Genomic DNA, 19299 nt, shown 5'->3' with positions numbered 1-19299 from the left:
GCACGCCACCGAACCACCGCACGGCGGCGACCGCCGCCGCCCGGCCGACCCGGGGCCCGGAGCGGGCGCCGCGGACGGCACCGTCCCGGCCGCACCACCGCGCGGCGGCGCCGTCAGCGCCCCCGCGCCCCGGGCTCTGCCCGACACGCTCGCCCTCGGCCGGGCCCTGCGCCCGCTCAAGCGCCGTACCCCCAGCGCCTCCCGCTTCGAACTCGACGAGGTGGCCACCACCGAGGCCATCGCCCAGACCGGACTGCTCCAGGGCGTGCTGCGGCCCCAGCAGGAACCGTGGCTGCGCCTCGCGCTGGTGGTCGAACGGGGCCTCGCGATGCAGGTGTGGGAGGACCAGATCGGCGCCCTGCGCGCGCTGCTCGAACGCACCGGCGCGTTCCGCCGGATCGACCGCTTCGGCCTGCACTGGTCCGAGCCGGAGCGGCGGCCGGTCCTCACCCGGCACCGCGGCGGCCCGACCGAGGCCGTCCTCAGCCCGCTCGGCATCACCTCCGCCGCCGAGCGCACCATGGTCCTGGTCGTCAGTGACGGCAGCTCCGCGCTCTGGGCCGACGGCCGGATGGCCCCGCTGCTGCACGCCTGGGCCGAGCAGGGACCGACCGCGATCGTGCACGCCCTGCCGCGGCGCCTGTGGCCCGGCAGCGGCATCACCACCACCCCGTGGCAGACCGCCGCCCCGGCGGCCGGCCGGCCCAACAGCACCTGGCGCACCACGGACCCGGTCCTGCCGCCCGAACTCGCGCCCTACGACGGGCAGATGGCCATCCCCGTGCTGGCCCTCACGCCCGCCTCGCTGACCGCCTGGGTGCAGACCACCACCGTCCCCGGCCGCCCGGCGCTCCAGCACCTGTGGTCCGGCTCCGCCGAACCGCCGGAGCCCGCCCGCACCGACCCCGCCGACCGGCTCGCCCACTTCCTGCGCACGGCCTCGCCGGAGGCCCGCCGGCTGGCCGCCCACCTCGCGGCCCGGGGCACCGTGACCATGCCGGTCATGCAGCTGATCAACGCCTACGCCAACGGCCCCGACAACACGGCCGCGCTCGCCGAGGTCGTCCTGGGCGGGCCGCTGCACCACCCGGCCGGGGACGGCGCCGACCCCGCCGACACCCCGCACCTGCGCTTCTCCGTCGACCCCGGGGCGACCGACGCGCTGCTCGACCTCCTGTCGCTCGACCAGCTCCTGGACTGCAACGAGCACGTCTCCCGCCAGCTCGAACGGCTGGCCGGCCGCTCCGCCCACTTCCCCGCCTGGCTGCGGCCGCCCTGCGGCGACGTCCCGTTCGCCCTGCTCTCCGACCCGCTCCGGATCGCCCTCGGCCTCCCGCCGGTGGACGTGCCGCAGGAGCGCCCCGGGACGCCGGAACGGCCCGCGGGCCCCGCACCGGCGCCGGCACCGGCCCCGGCCGCCGACCGCTTCACCGCCGAGGTCAGGAGCCTGCTGGACCGGGAGCGGCGGATCGACCCGCGGCGGCCGGAGGCGCCTCTCGAACTCCTGGCACTGGCCGCGCCCCACGCGTCGATCGAGGACTGGTCCCGGATCCGCGACGCCGCCCGCGACCTGGCCGAGCGGTTCCCCGCGGACTACCGGCGGGGGCTGGCCTGGGCCCTGGACCAGCTCGGCTCCCGCCTCGCGCTCGCCGACCGCGTCGGCGACGCGCTGGCCGCCGCCGAGGAGTGCGCCGAGCTGCTGGACGGGCTCGTCGGAGAGCCCGGGAGCCCGCTCGCCCCGCGGCGCGTCGAGGCCCTGCTCACCCTGGGCAACCGGCTGCGCGCCGCGGACGCCTCCCGGGCCGCCCAGGACGCGGACCGCCGGGCCGTCGCCGCGTACGAGGAGCTGGACGAGGCCGACCGCGCCGCGCTGGCCCCGCCGATCGAGCGCACCCTGCAGACCCTCCGCGTCCGCACGGCCCAGGCCGGAGCGACCGAGGAGACGATCGCCGAGCTGGCGGCGGCCGTCGCGGAGCTGCGCCGCGCGCCCGCGACGGACGACGGGCAGCGGACGGCGCTCGCCCTCGCGTTGGGCGACCTGGCCGAGGAACTCCTCGGCGCCGACCGGTACGACGAGGCCCTCGCCCCGGCCGAGGAGTGCCTCGACCACCACCGCCGGCTGGCCGCCGCGGGCGCTCCCCCCTCGCAGGCCCACGCCTCGGCGCTCGGGATCCTGGGCACCGTCCTGCTCACCGTCGGCCGGGCGGACGAGGCCGTGGACGCGGCCCTCGAACGCGTCGCCCTGCTCCGCGCGCTGGCCGAGGCGGGCGAGCTCGTGAGCCTCGAACTCGCCGACGCCCTCGACGACCTGGCGATCTGGCTGCCGTCGGACCGGCTGCCCGAGGCACTGGCCGCCTCCGGGGAGTCCGTGGCGGTGCTGCGCCAGCTGGCCGCCGCCGCACCGGAGCTGAGCGGCGACCTCGCCTGGAGCCTGAACACCCACGGCCGCCTGCTGGCCCTGGCCGACCGCCCGGAGGAGGCCGTCGCCGCCGCCGAGGAGCGCGTCCGCGCCCTGAGGGCGACCGCCAACCCCGGAGGACAGCTCCGGCGCACCCTGGCCGAAGCGCTGGAGACCCTGGCCGACCGGCTCCTCACCGTCGACCGCGCCGAGGAGGCGACCACCGCCGCGACGGAGGCCGCCGGGCTGCTGCGCGAACTCACCGAGACCGACCTCCTCTCCCACGGCGCCGCCCTGAGCCGGGTGCTGCGCGTCCTCGACCAGGCCCTGCACCGGACGGAGCGGCACGAGGAGGCGGCCGCCGTCGACGAGGAACGGGTGGCCCTGGTGCGCGACCTCGTCGTCATCGACCCGGCCGCCTTCCGGCCCGAACTCGTGGACGCCCTGGGCCAGCTCGCCCTGGAGCACTCGCACGTCGACCGGACCTCCGCCGCCTCGGCGGCCGCCCGCGAGGCGGTCGCGCTCGCCCACGGACTGGCGGACCGCTCCCTGCTCTCCTGGACCCAGGACATCCTGGCCATCGTCCTCGCCCGGAACGGCGACGTCCCCGAGGCCGTCGCGGTCGCCGCGGAACGGGTCGACCTGGTCCGCGGCCTGCTGGCGGAGAACCGCGACACCTACGGCCCCGAGCTCGCCGACGCGCTGTTCAGCCTGGCGACCCTGCTCAGCCGGGGCCGCGAGTTCGAACCCGTCGTCACGGCGGCCGCGGAGGCCGTCGAGCTGTACCAGGAGTTCGACAGCCCCGAGAGCCTGGCCGCGGTCCTGGGCGTGCTCGGGCGTTCCCTCGCCTCGCTGGGCCGGCACGAGGAGGCCGTCGACGTCTCGGCCCGGCAGGTCGCCGTCCTGCGCGGGCTGCCCGACCCGGAGGGCCACCGGTCCGACCTCGCCGACGCGCTGCTGGACCTGGCCATCCGTCACAACGAGGTGGGCCGTTACGAGGACGCGATCCCGGTGGGCCGGGAGGCGGTGGACCTCCACCGGCTCCTCGCCGCGGCGGACGGGCACGACGCCCGGATCAGTCTGTCCTGGGCCCTGAACAGCCTCCACCACTCGCTCGTCCAGGCCGACCGCGGCTCGGACGCCGTCCCGACCGCGGAGGAGTCGGTGGCGCTCCTGCGGGAACTCGCCGCGGCCGACCCGGACGGGCACCTGCCGCAACTCGCCGCGGCCCTCAACATCCTCGCCCTGGGCCTCGCGGTGGCGGACCGGGAGGACGAGGCCCTGACCGCGGCCCTGGAGGCCGTCGACCTGTACCGCCGGCTCACCCGGGACGCCGACACCCACCGGCCCGGCCTCGCCAGGACGCTGAACACCCTCCAGCGGCGCTTCGCGGAGGCGGGGCGCGAAGCGGAGGCGCTCGCCGCCGCCGAGGAGGGCATCGCCCTGCTGCGGCCGCTGGCCGACGCCGATCCGGCCACGTACACGGGTGACCTGGTCGACGCGCTCGCCCAGCTGTCCGACCTGCTCGTCTCGCTCGGCCACTACGCGGACGCCCTCGAGGCGGCCGGCGAGGCCGTGGCCATCGCCCGGGCCGCCGTCGCCCGGGCCGCCGAGGAACGGGACGCCGAGGAACGGGACGCCGAGGACCGGCCCCCCGGCGCGGACCTGCCGGATCTCACCACCGCGCTGCGCGCCCTCGGCCGTCAGCTGACCACGACCGGTCAGTACGAGGGGGCCGTCGCCGTCATGACGGAGCGGGTCGACCTGCTCCGGGTGCTCGCCGCCGCCGACCCGGCCGAGCACCGGCGCACGCTCGCCCGGGCCCTGGGCGACCTGGCCTTCGCCCTGATCGAGCTGGGCCGGGAGGCGGAGGCGCTCGCGGCCGCCCAGGAGGCCGCCGCGATGTTCCGGGAGCTCGGGCCGCCGCCCGACGAGCAGCCCGACGAACTCCTGACCACGATCCTCTCCCCGATCGCCAGGCTGCTGAACCGGGACGACCGGTTCGCGGAGGCCGTGGCGGCCACCGAGGAACGGATCGCCCTGCTGCGGCCCGCCGCCGACGGCCCCGTCCGGCACCGGGCCGCGCTCGCCGACGCCCTGGACGACCTCGCGAGCTACCTGTCCCGGCTCGACCGGCCCGCCGAAGCCCTGGCGGCCGCCCTGGAGGCCGTCGCCCTGGGCCGGGACCTCGCCCGCCCGGACCTCCCGGGGCACGGCCCCGGCCTCGCCTGGGCCCTGTCCACCGCGGCCCTCCGGCTGGAGGAGGCGGGCCGTCCGGCGGACGCGCTCGACGCGTTCCGGGAACGGGTCGCCGTGCTCCGGCGGCTGAGCGATCACGATCCGGCGGCCCACCTGGCCACCCTCCACCACGCCGTGCGGATGCTCGCCGACCGGCTCACCACGCACGGGCTCGGCGACGAGCTGTCCGCGCTGGCACTGGAGACCGTCGGCCGCACGCCCCCCGGCCCGTCCACCGACGACGAGTACCTGACGGCGCGGCTGGACGCCCTCGGCGAACTCACCGACGACCTGGTGTACGTGGGCCGGTCCGCCGACGCCCTGCCCGTCACCGCCGCGCACGTCGCCGTGCTGCGGGAGGCCGTCGGCCGGGACGGGGCACGCTTCACCGACCGGCTCGCCGCAGCCCTGCAGTACCACGGCCGGCTGCTGTCCGGCGTCGAACGGTTCACCGAGTCGGTCGCGGCCTGCGAGGAGGCCGTCGCCCTGCTGGAGGGCCCCGCCGGCACGGGGGCGCCCGAGCACGCCGCCGCCCTCGCGGACGCCCTCGACGACCTGGCGCTGCGGCTCGGCGAGGCGGGCCGGACGGAGGAGGCGCTGGCGGCCGCCAGGACCGCCGTGGCCCGGTTCCGCGAACTCGTCGCCCACGACCCGGAGGCCGGACTGCCGGGCCTCGGCTGGGCGCTGCAGACCCTGGACCAGCGGCTCACCGCGGTCGGGGCGCAGGACGAGGCCCTGGACGCGGCCGCGGAACGCGTCCGGGTGCTCGCCCGGCTGGCCGAGCAGGCCCCGGGCGCGCACGACCGGGCGTACGCCGAGGCCGGCGAACTGCTGGCGATCCGGCTGGACGACCACGGCCGGCCCGAGGAGGCGGTGCCGCTCCTCGACCGGGCGGTGCGGACCTACCGGGAGCTCCACCGGGCGAGCCCCGAGGCGCACCGCACCGATCTCGCCCACGCGCTCGGCAACCTGGCGTACCTGCTCGCCGGGACGGGGCAGCCGCAGTCGGCGCTGGCCGCCGTCGAGGAGGCGATCGCCCTGGTCGGCGGGCGGGCCCGGGACGTACCGGCGGAGGAGCAGCCGTTCCTCGCCTGGGCCCTGGGGGTCCGGGTCGCGACCCTCCGGGACCTCGACCGGCCGGCCGACGCCCTCGCGTCGGCGCGCCGGCGGGTCGACGTGCTCCGCGGTCTGGTCCGGCAGGGCCCGGGGTACACCGCCGACCTCGCCGAGGCCCTGCGCGACCTGTCCGGCCTGCTCCCCACGGCCGGGGCGGCCCCGGCCGAGGCGGCGGCCGCCCGGCGGGAGGCCGAGGTGCTGGAGGCTGCCTCGGCCGAGGAGTAGTCGGGTCAGCGCGGCGCCGGGGGCCAGGGGGTGGCGGCGGGGGTGAGGGTGGAGAGGGACTGGCGGAGCCGGCGGACGGCCGGGTGGTGGGGGCCGTCGCGGCGTTCGCGGTCGAGGAGCAGCGGGAGCAGCCACTGCCAGGCGTTCTGCGGGTCCCCGGTGGCGGCGAGGTGGAGGCCGATGCGTTCGCGGAGGTCGTAGGCGCGCTCGGGGTCGGTGTCGAGGCCGGATTCGAGGCGGGCGGTGTGGGCGGTGAGCAGTGCCCGGTACTCGGCGAGGGCCTCGGCGCCGTGGCCGAGCCGGTCGAGGCAGAGGGCGGCGCGGTAGCGGTGGTCGAGGCCCTGGGGGCCGTGCGGGCCGCCGTCGGCGGTGGCGGCGAGGCGGCGGTACTCGGGCAGGGCCTGCTGGGGGTGGCCCTCGTGCAGCAGGGTGCGGGCGTAGATGGTCCGGATGGTGCGCACCAGGGGCGCGGCGTCGCCGAGTTCGGCCTCGGCCCGGGGCAGCAGTCGGGCGGCCAGGCCGAGCACCTCGGGGTGCCGGCCGGCGTCGACCAGGTCGGAGAGCCGGGCGCACTCGGCGCCGAGGTCCGGCCCGGCGGCGCCGGTGGGGACGGCGGGAGGTGCCGTCGGGGCGGGCGGCATGAGGAAGGGCCGCGGCTCGGAGCGGACCGCCGGTGCCGGGGCGGCCGGCGCGGCGGCCGGCTGCGGCTGGTGCGGGTAGCGGAACGGGCGGGCCGGGTCCGGCAGCGGGGTGTAGCGGGGCTGCGGGGCGCCCTCGGCCGGGGGCAGCAGCGGGAGCAGCCGCGCGTACACGGCCTGGGCGTCGGCCGGGCGGTCGGCGGGCTGCTTGGCGAGCAGGTCGAGCACCAGCCGCTCCAGCGGCGGCGGCACCTCGGGGCGCAACTGCCGTAGCGGGACGGGCGGTTCGTCGACGTGCCGGCGCAGGACGCCGAGCGCGGTGGGGGCCCGGAAGGGCTCCTCGCCGGCCAGCATCTCGTGCAGCAGGCAGCCGAGCGCGTAGAGGTCGCTGCGCGGGTCGGCGGTGGCGGCGAGGGCCTGCTCGGGGGCCATGTAGGAGGGGCTGCCGACGGGCACGCCGGTGAGGGTGAGCCGGGTGGTCTCGGTGTCGAGGGCGGTGGCGATGCCGAGGTCGAGCAGCACGGTGCGGCCGTCCTCGCGGACCATGACGTTGCTCGGCTTGAGGTCGCGGTGGACCACCGGGATGGCGTGGACGGCGGCCAGCGCGGTGCACAGCTGCGCGGCGACGGCCGCCGCGCGCTCGATCGGGAAGGGCGCGTCCTCGGCGATGAGGTCGGCCAGGCTGACGCCGGGGACGCGCTGCATGACGAGGTAGAGCTCGCCCTCGTCCTCGCCCGCGTCGAAGACGGTGACCAGCCCGGGGTGGTCCAGCGCGGCCGTGACCCGGCACTCGCGCAGGAAGCGCCTGCGCAACTCGTCGCCGTGGCGGGCCCGTTCGCCGCCGGATCCGGTGCCGCCGGGGAGCAGGTGCTCGGGGCGGAGCAGCTTGACGGCGACCGGGCGGTGCAGCCGTTCGTCCTGGCCGGCCCAGACCTGGCCCATGCCGCCGTGGCCGATCTTCTCTTCGAGCCGGTAGCGGTCGGCGATCAGCCGGGCGGCGGTCACGGCCGGTCCTCGCGGGCCTGTCGGCGCAGCAACTCGCCGAGCTCGCGCAGGTCGTGGTCGGTCTCGGGGGCGGGGGCGGGCACGGGGGCTGCCGGGGGTGCCAGGGCGGGAGGCGGCGTGGGCAGGCCCGCGGGCGGTGCCGCGGGCGGTGCCGTGGGCGCGGGCATCCCGTACCCGGGCAGGGTCGCCGCGTACGGCGCGGCGGGCTGCGGGACGGCGTGCGGGGCGGTCCTCGGTCCGGTCTGCGGCGCGGGCGGCCCGGCCAGCCAGACCGCGCGGCTGTCCAGCACCAGGAAGTGCGCGGGCGGCAGGAGCCACAGCACGGCCAGCGTGATCGAGGCGGTGGTGTCGGCGGTCGGGTCCTTCAGGCTGCCCGAGATCCCGGCGGCGACGATCATGGCGAGCAGCAGCGCGCAGAACACCACCGCGCCGGCGATGTCGTACGCCCGTCGGCGCCGGACCGCCAGCAGCAGCGAGGGGACGGCCCCGAGCAGGCCGAAGGTGAGCAGCGGGGCCAGCGCGCACGCCACCCGCGCGGCCAACCCGAACCGCCCGGGAATCGGCGCCGGTCCGACCGCCGCCGCCACCTGCGTGGGCGCGTACCCCGGCCCGTACGGCGTTCCGCCGGGCGGCGGTCCGAACTGCCCGGGGTACTGCCCTGACATGCGCGCTCCTGAGCTGGTGAGGACCGGCACCGAGGGCGGTGCGAACGGTTGCGCACACCGTACCGCCCGACCCGGCCGCTCCGGAGGGCTTCCGTCCGGCCGCCGCCGCATCGGGATCCCGCCGCTGACCCGGAACCACCGCCGCAACCGGCCCCGGGCCGACGGCAACGGACGCCCGGTCACCGGAACGTCGGCGACACCCCGGACGGCACTGCCCAGCCCGCCACCGCACCGGCCCTCGGCACCGCCCGCTCGCCCACCCGCCGCCACCCCCACCGGCTCCGGATCACCCTGCACACCCCCGCAGCGCGACACCACCAGGAACCCGGTCCCCGGAGCACCGGCAACGGCCCAGGCGGGACCGCCCGACCACCGACACATCGGCCTCCCGCGCGTACCGCCTCCGTCACCGGCCTCGGACCGGCGACGCCGGACCGCCGATCGCCAGAGCGCCAGCAGCGGCCCCGGGCAAGACCGCCCGACCTCCTAACCGAAGCCGCCTCCCAACCCGCCCCGACCTCAGACCGGCGGCAGCAAGCTGCCCGTCGCCAGGGCGTCAGCGACCACCCGGGCGACGCCGCGCCCGAGGATGGCGGCCCGGGCAAGGGCAGTGTCGACGCCGGACCGCCGATCGCCAGAGCGCCAACAGCGGCCCCGGGCAAGACCACCCGACCACCGAACCGAAGCCACCTCCCAACCCGCCCCGACCTCAGACCGGCGGCAGCAAGCTGCCCGTCGCCAGGGCGTCGGTGGCCGCCCGGGCGAGGCTGCGGCCGAGGGTGGCGGCCTGGGAGAGGGCGGTGTCGAAGGCGGCGAGGCGGGCGAAGGCGGCGCCGAGGCACTGCTGGGCGGGGAGCGGGAGGCGGGGCAGTTCGACCCGGCGGATGTCGAGGCGGGCGGTCGTGGTGGCGTGGCTGGCGGCGCGCCGGGTGCCGGCGGTGGAGCGGAACTGGCCGGCCAGGAACTCGGGGTCGAGGGCGGCCGGGTCGGGCCGCAGGAGGTGGAGCTGGCGGCCGAGCGCGACGCCCACCAGCGGGCCCTCGGCCGGGACGACCCGGGCGGTGCCGCCGCCGAGGGCGGGGACCAGGACGTCACCGGGGCGGGTGCGGACGTCCCCGGCCGGGCCGGGGCCGGTGGCCAGGACGGCGCTGGGCGCGGCTCCGGTGGCGAGGTCCTGGTCGGTGACGACGGGGATGCTGCCCGGCCCCGCACCGGCCGGCCGGGTGGTGGTGCCGGTGCCGGTGCCGGTGCCGGAGGAGTACACCTCCAGCGCGCCGCCGCGGACCAGCTCGCCGATGGTGACCGTCCCGACCGGAGCCGCCCCGGAAGCCCCGGATGCCCCGTCGAACCCCCCGCCGGGCGCGCTCCCCGGCTGCGGCAGCAGGGTGGCCGGGTCGGGCAGGCCGGCCAGCAGCTCGGCCAGCCGGCCGCCGAGGTGGGAGAGTTCGGCCGCGCCGCCGAGCGGGGCGGCGGGCGGGACGTGCCGGGCCGGGGAGAGGTCGGTCTCGTCGTCGAGCAGGTCGATGGCGGCCATCGCCCGGTGCACGCCGGGGCGGTCGGCGGGGACCGGCAGGCCCTCGCGCGCGGCGAGGTCGAAGCCGCGCCAGGCGTCCAGGACGGTGCGGCGCAGCTCGGCCCAGTCGACCTTGTCCCGGCCGCCCTCGGCGGTCGGCGTCCCGGCGGCCCCGGCCGGCCCGGCGGGCGCCGCCCCGGCGTCGAGCAGCAGCACCTGGCGGAAGTCGTCCCCCGGCCGGGGCGCGCGCAGCACCCACAGGTGCAGCGGGACGCCGTACGGCGGGGCGGCGCCGGCGGGCAGCGCGATGACGGCCCGCAGCGCGCCGGAGCGGAGCAGCTCGGCCCGGATGCGGCGGCCGGCCCGGCGGGCGGCGACGGTCGGCGGGAGCAGCAGCGCGGCGAGGCCGCCGGGGCGGGTGTGCGCGAGGCAGTGCAGCACCCAGGCGAGCTCGGACTCGCCGCGCGGCGGGACGAGCCCGCCCGGCCAGCGGGTGTCGAACTGCAGCTCGTCGTGGCCCCAGTCGCGGTCGTTGTACGGGGGCTGGCAGAGCACCGCCTCGAAGGTGTCGCCGGGGAAGCCGTCGGCGCGCAGGGCGTCGCCGGCCCGCAGGTCGAGCGGGAGCGGACCGGGCTCGTCGGCGGGGGCGTGCAGGGCGAGCCGGAGCCGGGCGAGGGCGGCGGTGACCGGGTCGGCGTCCTGGCCGTAGCGGCCGGTGGTCGGCGGGTGGGCGAGCAGGACGGCGCCGAGTCCGACGGCCGGGTCGAGCACGGTGGCGGGGACGCCGGCGACGGCGGCGAGCAGGTCGGCGGCCTCCGGCGGGGTGGGGCTGAGCTGCCGAGTGTTGGCCTCGGAGTACCGGGTGAGCAGCTGCTCGTACGCGCCGGCCGGGCCGGCCTGGGCGGCGAGGCCGGCGAGCAGCCGGGCGAGGTCCAGCTGGGTGCTGCCGAGCAGGCCGGGGAGGCCGAGGGTGCGGGCGCCGTCCGGGCCGAAGGCGTGCACGGCGGTGCCGGCCACGGCCCGGGGCAGCGCGAGGGCGAGCCTGGTGTCCGGCCGGTCGGCCAGCTCGGCCCAGCGCCCGGGCTCCCGGTGCAGCAGCAGGAGCAGGGCGCCCGCCTCGACCAGCGGGGCGGCGGGGTGGCCGGCCGGGTCGCGCAGGGTGTCGACGAGCTGCCAGACCCGCTCCAGCAGGGGGAGTTCGGCGATCTTTCCCTGGGTGCGCAACCAGGACTCGACCTCGTCGAGCGCGAAGGCCGGGCTGGTGTCGGTGCCGCCGACCGGGCGCGGGAAGTCGGGGTGGCGGCGGCGCCAGTTGCTGACCGCGGCCCGGCCGACGCCGGCCAGCCGGGCGATCTCGGCGGCGGTCACTTCGGAACGGTCCGGCACGGGGGCTCCTTCGGTGGGGGCGGCGACCGCACAGCGGGGGCGGGGGTGTGACCACACAGCATAGCGACGCACCCCTTGATCGCAGTTCACATGTGAACAGAGATCTTTCGTGAAATCCCATTGACACGGTTCACGGCCGGGTGGTGTGATCTCCTCGTCGCCGCCGAACGGGGGCGGCGCAGGGAACACCACGATCACCACCGATCACCGGGAGACACCCCATGTCCGCGAACGCCCGCCGCACCGCCGTCCGCCGCAGCACCACCCACCGCACCGCCGCCCTGCTGCTGGGCGCCGCGCTGGTCGCCATGGGCGCGACGGCGTGCAGCTCCACCAGCGGCCCCTCCGTCGCGACGGAGCCGAAGCAGACCGCGGCCGCCACCGGCTCCGAGGCCGCCAAGCCCGCCGACAAGCCCGCCGAGAGCAAGCCGGCCGACACCGCGAAGGCCCCCGCCAAGGTCGGCGACACCATCGGGCTCAAGGGCAACGACCCGGCCGACACCGCCGACGTGACGGTCGTGAAGGTGGTCGACAACGCCGAGGGCGAGGACGAGTTCACCCACCCGGCCGAGGGCAACCGCTTCGTCGCGATCCAGTTCCGGATCAAGGCGAGCGGCAAGAAGGCCTACAGCGACGTCCCGGGCAACAGCGCCAAGGTGGTGGACACCCAGGGCCAGGCCTTCGGCACCACGATCGCGAACACCAAGGCCGGCCCGAGCTTCCAGGTCCCCGCCAACATCGCCCCCGGCGAGAGCGCCCTCGGCTTCGTCACCTTCGAGGTCCCGAAGGACGCCAAGCTCGACAAGGCCCAGTTCGGCCTCGACAGCGGCTTCGCCCCGCAGACCGGCCAGTGGAAGCTCGGCTGACCCGTCCGTTCACAGCGGCGACCGCCGGCACACCCCCGGCACCCGTCCGTCGGTACCCGTCCACCGGCACCCCGTTCACACGAAACGGCGGCCCCGGGCCGGAGCCCGAGACCGCCGTGCACCACCCAGGGGGCGGACGCTACTTCTTCGCCCCCGCCAGGTCGTCGAACATGGCCGACAGGAACTCGGTGCACCAGCCCAGCAGTTCCCGCCCGACCAGCGGCTTGCCGCCGATCCGCCCGGTGCTCGGGCGCGGCACCAGCAGCTGCTGGGCCGCCGCCTTCACCTGGCTGCGCGGGTAGAGCCGGTTCAGCCGCAGCTGCTGGGACTCCCGCAGCTCCACCGGCCCGAAGCGGACGTTGGAGCCCTGGAGGGTGATGTCCGAGATCCCGCACCGCCGGGCGTACAGCCGCAGCGCCGCGACCAGCAGCAGGTTCTCCACCGGCTCGGGCAGCTTGCCGTAGCGGTCCACCAGCTCGTCCCGGACCTGCTGGATGTCCTCCTCCGAGTTGACCGCCGCGATCGAGCGGTACGCCTGCAGCCGCAGCCGCTCCCCCGGCGCGTAGTCGTGCGGCACGTGGGCGTCGACCGGCAGCTCGATCTTCACCTCCAGCGGCTCCTCCTCCGGCTCCCCGCCGTTGGCCAGCGACTCGCGGAACTCCGCCACCGCCTCGCCGACCATCCGCATGTAGAGGTCGAAGCCGACGCCCGCGATGTGCCCGGACTGCTCGCCGCCGAGCAGGTTGCCCGCGCCGCGGATCTCCAGGTCCTTCATCGCGACGTACATGCCGGCGCCCATCTCGGTGTGCTGGGCGATGGTGGCCAGGCGCTCGTGCGCGGTCTCGGTGAGCGGCTTCTCCGGCGGGTAGAGCATGTACGCGTAGCCCCGCTCGCGGCCACGGCCGACCCGGCCGCGCAGCTGGTGCAGCTGGGAGAGGCCGAAGGTGTCGCCGCGCTCCACGATCAGGGTGTTGGCGTTGGAGATGTCGATGCCGGACTCCACGATCGTGGTCGACACCAGGACGTCGAACTCCTTCTCCCAGAAGTCCACGACGACCTTCTCCAGCTGGGTCTCCCCCATCTGCCCGTGCGCGGTGGCGATCCGCGCCTCGGGCACCAGGTCCTTCAGCCGGGCGGCCGCCTTGTCGATCGACTCCACCCGGTTGTGGATGTAGAACACCTGGCCCTCGCGCAGGAGTTCACGCCGGATCGCGGCCGAGATCTGCTTCTCGTCGTACGGCCCGACGAAGGTCAGCACCGGGTGCCGCTCCTCCGGCGGGGTGGTGATGGTGGACATCTCGCGGATGCCGGTGACCGCCATCTCCAGGGTGCGCGGGATCGGGGTCGCGGACATGGTGAGCACGTCCACGTTGGCCCGCAGCTTCTTCAGCTGCTCCTTGTGCTCGACGCCGAAGCGCTGCTCCTCGTCGACGATGACCAGGCCGAGGTCCTTGAACCTGGTCTCGGAGGAGAACAGCCGGTGGGTGCCGATGACGACGTCCACCGAGCCCTCGAACAGCCCCTCCAGGACGGCCTTGGCCTCGCTGTCGGTCTGGAAGCGGGACAGCGCCTTCACCGTCACCGGGAAGTTGGCGTAGCGCTCGGCGAAGGTCGAGAAGTGCTGCTGCACCAGCAGCGTGGTCGGCACCAGCACCGCCACCTGCTTGCCGTCCTGCACCGCCTTGAAGGCCGCCCGCACCGCGATCTCGGTCTTGCCGTAGCCGACGTCGCCGCAGATCAGCCGGTCCATCGGGACGGACTTCTCCATGTCCGCCTTGACCTCGGCGATGGTGGTCAGCTGGTCCGGCGTCTCCGCGTACGGGAAGGCGTCCTCCAGTTCCCGCTGCCAGGGGGTGTCCGGGCCGAAGGTGTGGCCGGGGGCGGCCATCCGCGCCGAGTACAGCTTGATCAGGTCGGCGGCGATCTCCTTGACCGCCTTCTTGGCCCGCTGCTTGGTCTTCGCCCAGTCCGCGCCGCCGAGCCGGTGCAGCGTCGGGGCCTCGCCGCCGACGTACTTGGTGACCTGGTCGAGCTGGTCGGTCGGCACGAACAGCCGGTCGCCGGGGTGGCCGCGCTTGGCCGGGGCGTACTCCAGCACCAGGTACTCACGGGTGGCGCCCTGGACGGTGCGCTGCACCATCTCGACGTACTTGCCGACGCCGTGCGCCTCGTGGACGACGTAGTCGCCGGCGACGAGCGCCAGCGGGTCGATCGCGTTGCGGCGGCGCGAGGGCATCCGGCGCATGTCCTTGGTGGAGGACTTCTGGCCGGACAGGTCGGTCTCGGTGATGACCGTGAGCTTCAGGGCCTCGTCGACGAAGCCGTGCTCGATCGAGCCGCAGGAGACGTGGACGACGTCCCGGGTGGGCGCCTCGGCGAGGTCGGCGACCAGCCGGGCCGGGATGCCCTCGTTGCCCAGCACCTCGGCGAGCCGGGAGGCCGGGCCGTGGCCCTCGGTCACCATGACGACCCGCCAGTCGGCGGCCAGCCGCTCCTTGGCGTCGGCGATCGCCCGGGCGGTGTCGCCGCGGTAGGCCTCGACGGCGTGCATGCCGAGGGTCAGCGTGTTGGCGTCGAACTCCAGGATGCCGTCGACGGTCGACTCACTGGTCGCGAACGGGCTGACGGACCACCAGGGCAGCCCGATCTCGTCGGCGTGCTCGCGCACCTCGGCGAGCGAGCGCAGCGAGGCGGCGGAGACGTCGATGGCCTCCAGGTCGATCGGACGGTCCCCGCCCGAGGCGGCCGCGACCCAGGAGGCGTGCAGGAACTCCTGGCTGGTCGCCACCAGGTCGGCGGCCCGGGTGCGGACCCGCTCCGGGTCGCAGACCACCGCGACGGAGCCGAGCGGCAGCACGTCCAGCAGCAGCTCCATGTCGTCCACCAGCACCGGCGCCAGCGACTCCATGCCCTCGACCGCGATGCCCTCGGCGATCTTGTCCAGGATCTCGGCCAGCCCCGGGTGCTCGGCGGACAGCTCGGCGGCCCGGGCCCGCACCTCGTCGGTGAGCAGCAGCTCCCGGCAGGGCGGCGCCCACAGGCCGTGCTCGGCGATCTCCAGCGAGCGCTGGTCGGCGACCTTGAAGTACCGGACCTCCTCGACCTCGTCGCCCCAGAACTCCACCCGCAGCGGGTGCTCCTCGGTCGGCGGGAAGACGTCCAGGATGCCGCCGCGGACGGCGAACTCGCCGCGCTTCTCGACCAGTTCGACGCGCGCGTAGGCGGCGGCGGAGAGCCGGCGGGCCACCTCCTCCAGGTCGTACGACTCGCCGCGCCGGACGGCCACCGGCTCCAGCTCGGCGAGCCCCTTGACCTGCGGCTGGAGCACCGAGCGGACCGGGGCGACGATCACCTGGACCGGCCCGGCCGCCGGGTCGTCCGCCCGCGGGTGCACGATCCGGCGCAGCACGGCCAGCCGGCGCCCGACGGTGTCCGAGCGGGGCGACAGCCGCTCGTGCGGCAGGGTCTCCCAGGCCGGGAACTCGGCGACGGCGTCGGCGGGCAGCAGCGAGCGCAGCGAGGCCGCGAGGTCCTCGGCCTCGCGGCCGGTCGCGGTCACGGCGAGCACCGGGCGGCCGTGGTCCCCGGCGGCCTGCCCGGCGAGCGCGCGGGCCAGCGCGGCGATGGCGAACGGCCGGGCGGCGGGCGGTCCGACCAGGTCCAGGTGGCGGCGGCCGCCGGCCGCGGCTCCGGGGGCGGTGGCCGCCTCGATCGCCTCGGCGAGCGCCGCGTCCCGCGCGACGACATCGAGCAGTCCGGTCAGGCTCATCTGGGGTCTCTTCTTCGTCCCGTGGCTGGTGCTGCCCCGGGGCGGCGAAGGCCCGCCGGGGCAACGCGAACGGCCCGGCACGCCGAGCGGCCGGGGGTCTCCAGCCTACGCCGCGGCACGGACAGGCACGCGGTCCACGGCGTCGGCGGGGCCGGGGCGGGGGCCGGACCGCCGGACACCCGCGCCATGAACCCCGCATGGTTTGTCAGGGGCACGTCCGGGAACGAACGACTGGACGGACCACCGGCCGACCGGTGGACGAACCAACCGGGAGCCGCACCGAACCGGGCACGGCTTTCCGCCACGAACTGGACATACTCCTGTCACTGGCCGTCCATGGAGATCGCGCACCATGGTGAACGTGCCCGCCGCACCCAACCGTGGGGGATGGCTGTGGGGGCACTGTCGCACCCCCGATGGGGGTCGGAGGTGCGAGGCCGGGCGACCCTGGGTGGGGGCGCCCGCCCAAGCGCCGGGAACCGTGGCGCCCTTTCCTGGAGGGCGCCACGGGTCTCGGCCTCTTTCGTTCCCGGGGCCTACCCCGCCGGCCGCCGTCCTATCCCACCGGCCGCCGTCCTATCCCACCGGCCGCCGTCCTGTCCCCCGGCCGCCGCCCGTTCTCCCGGCCCGCCGCCCGCGGACCCGACCGCGCCCGGCACGGCGAAGGCCCCGGCCGCCCGGCGGAGGGGGCGGTCGGGGCCTTCGGCACGCGGGCTCGGGCGGCCGGTCAGCGGCGGCGGTAGCTCACCGTGTGGGGGGTCGCGTAGTCGCTGCCGTCGTCCACGATGATGATCTTCGGGACGATCCGGGTCGCGGCCTCCGACGACGTCTCGGCGCCCTTCCCGTCGGCCGTCCGCCCGGCGGCCGGCTGCCCGTCGACCGGCTGCCCGTCGACCATCTCCTCGGCCGGCGGCGAGGCCGGCTTCGGCGGCACCGGGCCGGTCGCCACCGGCCCGCCGATGGCCTTGGTGGCGCTGCTGCCGACCACCGGCGTGCGCAGCACCGTCGTCGACTTCTCCTGGCCGGGGGCCGGGGCCGCGGGGGCCAGGGCCTTGCGCAGGTTCGCCACCGGGATCTCCCCGGTGTCCGCCTCCGAGTCCACCGGCACGGCGTCGACGACGGCGTCCGCGACCGCCTCCCGCGGAGCGGGCGTCGAAGCGGTCGGGGCCGTCGAGGCGGTCGAAGCAGGGGTCGACGCGGTCCCCGCGGCCTCGGCGGAGTCCTCGGCGGCCGCGGCCGCCGCCTCGGGCTCGATCTGGCCGACCGCCGCCCCGGTGAGCGAGGCCAGCGTGCCCTTGATGTGGTCCAGGTGCTGCTGCACCGTCTCCAGCCGGGTGTCGAACTCGCGCTGCTCGCGCTCGCTCGCCGCGTTGATCTCCTCGGCCTCCCGGCGGGCCTGCTCGATCAGCTGGTCGGCCTTGGCCTGGGCGTCCGCCTCCAGCTGCTTGATCCGGTTGAGCACCGTCTCCCGCTGCTGCTCCGCCTCCCTGACCCGGCGCTCGGCGGTCGCCGAGACCTCGGCGTCCTCGGCGTCGGCCTCGGCCTGGGCGGCGGCGAAGGTCTCGTCGGCCTTGCGGCGCCGGGCGGCCAGCTCGGCCTCGGCCTGCTCGCCGGCCTCGGCGGCGGCCACCCGCACCTTGGCGGCGTAGGCGGTGGCGGCGTCCCGGACGGAACGGCTCTCCCGGTCGGCGTCGGCCCGGATGCCCTCGGCCTCGGCCCTGGTCCGCTCCTCGGTGCGGCGGGCGGCCGCGTCGGCGTCGGCGCGGGTCGTGGCGCTGTACTCCCTGGCGGCCCGGTCGGCCGCCTGCCCGGCCTCGTAGACCTCGTCGCGCAGGTCCTCGGCGAAGCGCTCGGCCTTCTCCCGGACGGCGCGCGCCTCGTTCTCGGCCATCGCGGCCAGTCCGGCGGCCTGCTCGCTGAGCACCTGGTAGTCGGGGTCCGGGGCCTCCTCGGCGGTCCGGCGGATGTCGGCCAGCCGGGCCTCCATCTGCCGGATGCCGGCGCCCAGGACGCTCAGCCGCTCCCACGCCTCGTCACGCTGCGCGGTGAGGGCGGCGAGGGCTCGGTCGACCTGCTCGGGCGCGTAGCCACGGCGGGCCTGGGTGAAGCCGTACTGGGGGACGGCGTCGCTCATGGGCTCTTCCCCTCGTTTCGCGGGCTGCGGAGCCCATGATCGGACGGAACGGACGGATCCGGAACCGGTTCGGAGACCGGGGCCGGATTCCGTCGTCGTACGGACCGGAACGTGTCGAGGACCGGACGAATAGACCCATCCTCTTGACCTATTTTGCGCAGATCCGGGCGAAACCCCAACGAGGCACAGCTGCGACGGCATGCCGAAGGGGTCGTTCCGGACACCGGAACGACCCCTCCCACCTGCGAGGATCGGAGACGGACCGCTACAGCAGGCCGTCCCAGAACTGCTCCAGCAGCACGGCCCACCACGTGTCCGCGTTCTGCAGGGCCGCCGGGTCGATCGCGGCGAGCTGGGCCTGGAAGTCGGTCGTCCAGCGACCGGCCTGGTCCGGCGTCAGCCCGTACCGCAGCCGCCACATCCGGCCCAGCAGGGCCAGCGAGCGGACGAACTCCGGTACACCGCTGTTGACGAACCGGGGCGGCTGGCCGGTTCCATCGATGTCCACGGCCACCACGTGCGCGGTGCCGTACTGGACGCACAGCTGGCGGCCGTAGTCGTTGCCCAGCACCAGGTAGCCGCCGAAGTCCGGGCCCGCGCCGAGGCCGCGCTCGGCGGCCAGCTCGGCGAGCGTCGGGATCGGCCGGCCCTCCTGCGCCTGCGCCCAGAAGAACGGCCCGAAGTCGCGCGGCAGCCCGGCCCACATCAGGGTCTGGGACACCGGCTCGGGCACGCCCTGGCGGGAGACGGCGCGCTGCTCGTAGCGGAACAGGTTCGGCCCGAAGGCGGCGCCCACCTCCTGGGCCAACTGCTGCGGCGGGAGCGGCGGCAGCGCCTGGACCGTCCCGGGCGCGGGCAGCGGCACCCGGAACGGGCGGACCCGCTGGGCGCCAGAGGCCAGCTGGTGCAGCTCGTCCAGGTGGTCGAGCAGCTCGGCCATCCCGGCCTGCCGGGAGGCGTGGTCCCGGCCGTACGGGGCGGTGTGGGTGAGCCGGACGTTGGGCCAGGACGCGGCGATCATGCGGTTGCAGTAGCCGCCCGGCAGGTCGCAGGACTCCAGCTCGGTGTAGAGCTCCAGCACCTGCTCCGGCGGCACGTTGAGCCGGCGCAGGTCCTGGAGGATCTTCCACTCCGGGTGCGGGGTGCCGGGCTCGCTCCGGTGCAGCAGCTTCTGCTCCGAGCCGTCCGGGCCCCGGTAGCTGAGCGCGGCGAAGTAGCCCGGGCCGACCACGGGCACGCCCGGGGGCACCTGCGCGGGCTGCGGCGAGCCGGGCACCGCCGGCGGGACGACCCCGGCGGGGCCGCCCGCGTTCGGGTAGCCGTAGCCGGCCGCGGGCGCGGCGGGG

Annotated in this window: 8 protein-coding genes; 2 read left to right on the top strand and 6 right to left on the bottom strand. The window is 76.6% G+C overall.

The genetic code is table 11. The annotated features are described in order from the left end of the window. Positions 1–5977 (top strand): tetratricopeptide repeat protein (locus tag ABZW03_RS18710; RefSeq protein ID WP_355259023.1); only part of this gene is annotated, 5977 nt, incomplete at its 5' end. 5 nt (positions 5978–5982) lie between these two features. Here ABZW03_RS18710 and ABZW03_RS18705 read toward each other — a convergent pair. The 3 genes from ABZW03_RS18705 to ABZW03_RS18695 form a co-directional block, all read right to left on the bottom strand. Next, a complete protein-coding gene (locus ABZW03_RS18705) occupies positions 5983–7620 on the bottom strand; it encodes a serine/threonine-protein kinase (RefSeq protein ID WP_355259020.1) in 1638 nt (545 codons plus the stop codon). After that, complete coding sequence (locus ABZW03_RS18700) at positions 7617–8285, bottom strand: hypothetical protein (protein ID WP_355259017.1); 669 nt, start codon at positions 8283–8285, stop codon at positions 7617–7619. Before ABZW03_RS18700 ends, ABZW03_RS18705 begins: the two co-directional genes overlap by 4 nt. Before the next feature lie 709 nt (positions 8286–8994). Beyond that, positions 8995–11184 (bottom strand): N-6 DNA methylase, encoded by a 2190-nt coding sequence (locus ABZW03_RS18695; protein ID WP_355259014.1) that lies wholly within the window; start codon positions 11182–11184, stop codon positions 8995–8997. Positions 11185–11405: 221 nt separating this feature from the next. On the opposite strand from ABZW03_RS18695, the gene ABZW03_RS18690 reads away from it, so the two are divergent. Beyond that, positions 11406–12050, top strand: coding sequence for a DUF4352 domain-containing protein (locus ABZW03_RS18690; RefSeq protein WP_355259011.1), 645 nt, complete (start codon positions 11406–11408; stop codon positions 12048–12050). A gap of 139 nt (positions 12051–12189) precedes the next feature. Here the strand turns inward: ABZW03_RS18690 and mfd are convergent, their stop codons facing one another. From mfd to ABZW03_RS18675, 3 genes are all read right to left on the bottom strand, one after another. Further along, positions 12190–15819: a transcription-repair coupling factor gene (gene mfd, locus ABZW03_RS18685; protein WP_355259009.1), complete on the bottom strand. Its 3630-nt coding sequence runs from the start codon at positions 15817–15819 to the stop codon at positions 12190–12192. Positions 15820–16546: 727 nt separating this feature from the next. After that, positions 16547–17953: a hypothetical protein gene (locus tag ABZW03_RS18680; RefSeq protein ID WP_355259006.1), complete on the bottom strand. Its 1407-nt coding sequence runs from the start codon at positions 17951–17953 to the stop codon at positions 16547–16549. A 265-nt stretch (positions 17954–18218) separates the two neighbouring features. Beyond that, on the bottom strand, positions 18219–19299 hold a 1081-nt coding region (locus ABZW03_RS18675; RefSeq protein ID WP_355259003.1), incomplete at its 5' end, for an SUKH-4 family immunity protein.

Origin of the sequence: Kitasatospora sp. NPDC004799 (genome assembly GCF_040609095.1) — a bacterium.
GTDB lineage: Bacteria > Actinomycetota > Actinomycetes > Streptomycetales > Streptomycetaceae > Kitasatospora.
The sequence above is the reverse complement of the archived record's forward strand: the minus strand, read 5'-3'. Positions and strand labels throughout refer to the sequence as shown.

Bases quoted from the DNA above. Each gene is read 5' to 3' on its own strand.
- ABZW03_RS18680 (WP_355259006.1), bottom strand. From the start codon at position 17,953: ATGAGCGACGCCGTCCCCCAGTACGGCTTCACCCAGGCCCGCCGTGGC.
- mfd (WP_355259009.1), bottom strand. From the start codon at position 15,819: ATGAGCCTGACCGGACTGCTCGATGTCGTCGCGCGGGACGCGGCGCTC.
- ABZW03_RS18700 (WP_355259017.1), bottom strand. From the start codon at position 8,285: ATGTCAGGGCAGTACCCCGGGCAGTTCGGACCGCCGCCCGGCGGAACG.
- ABZW03_RS18690 (WP_355259011.1), top strand. From the start codon at position 11,406: ATGTCCGCGAACGCCCGCCGCACCGCCGTCCGCCGCAGCACCACCCAC.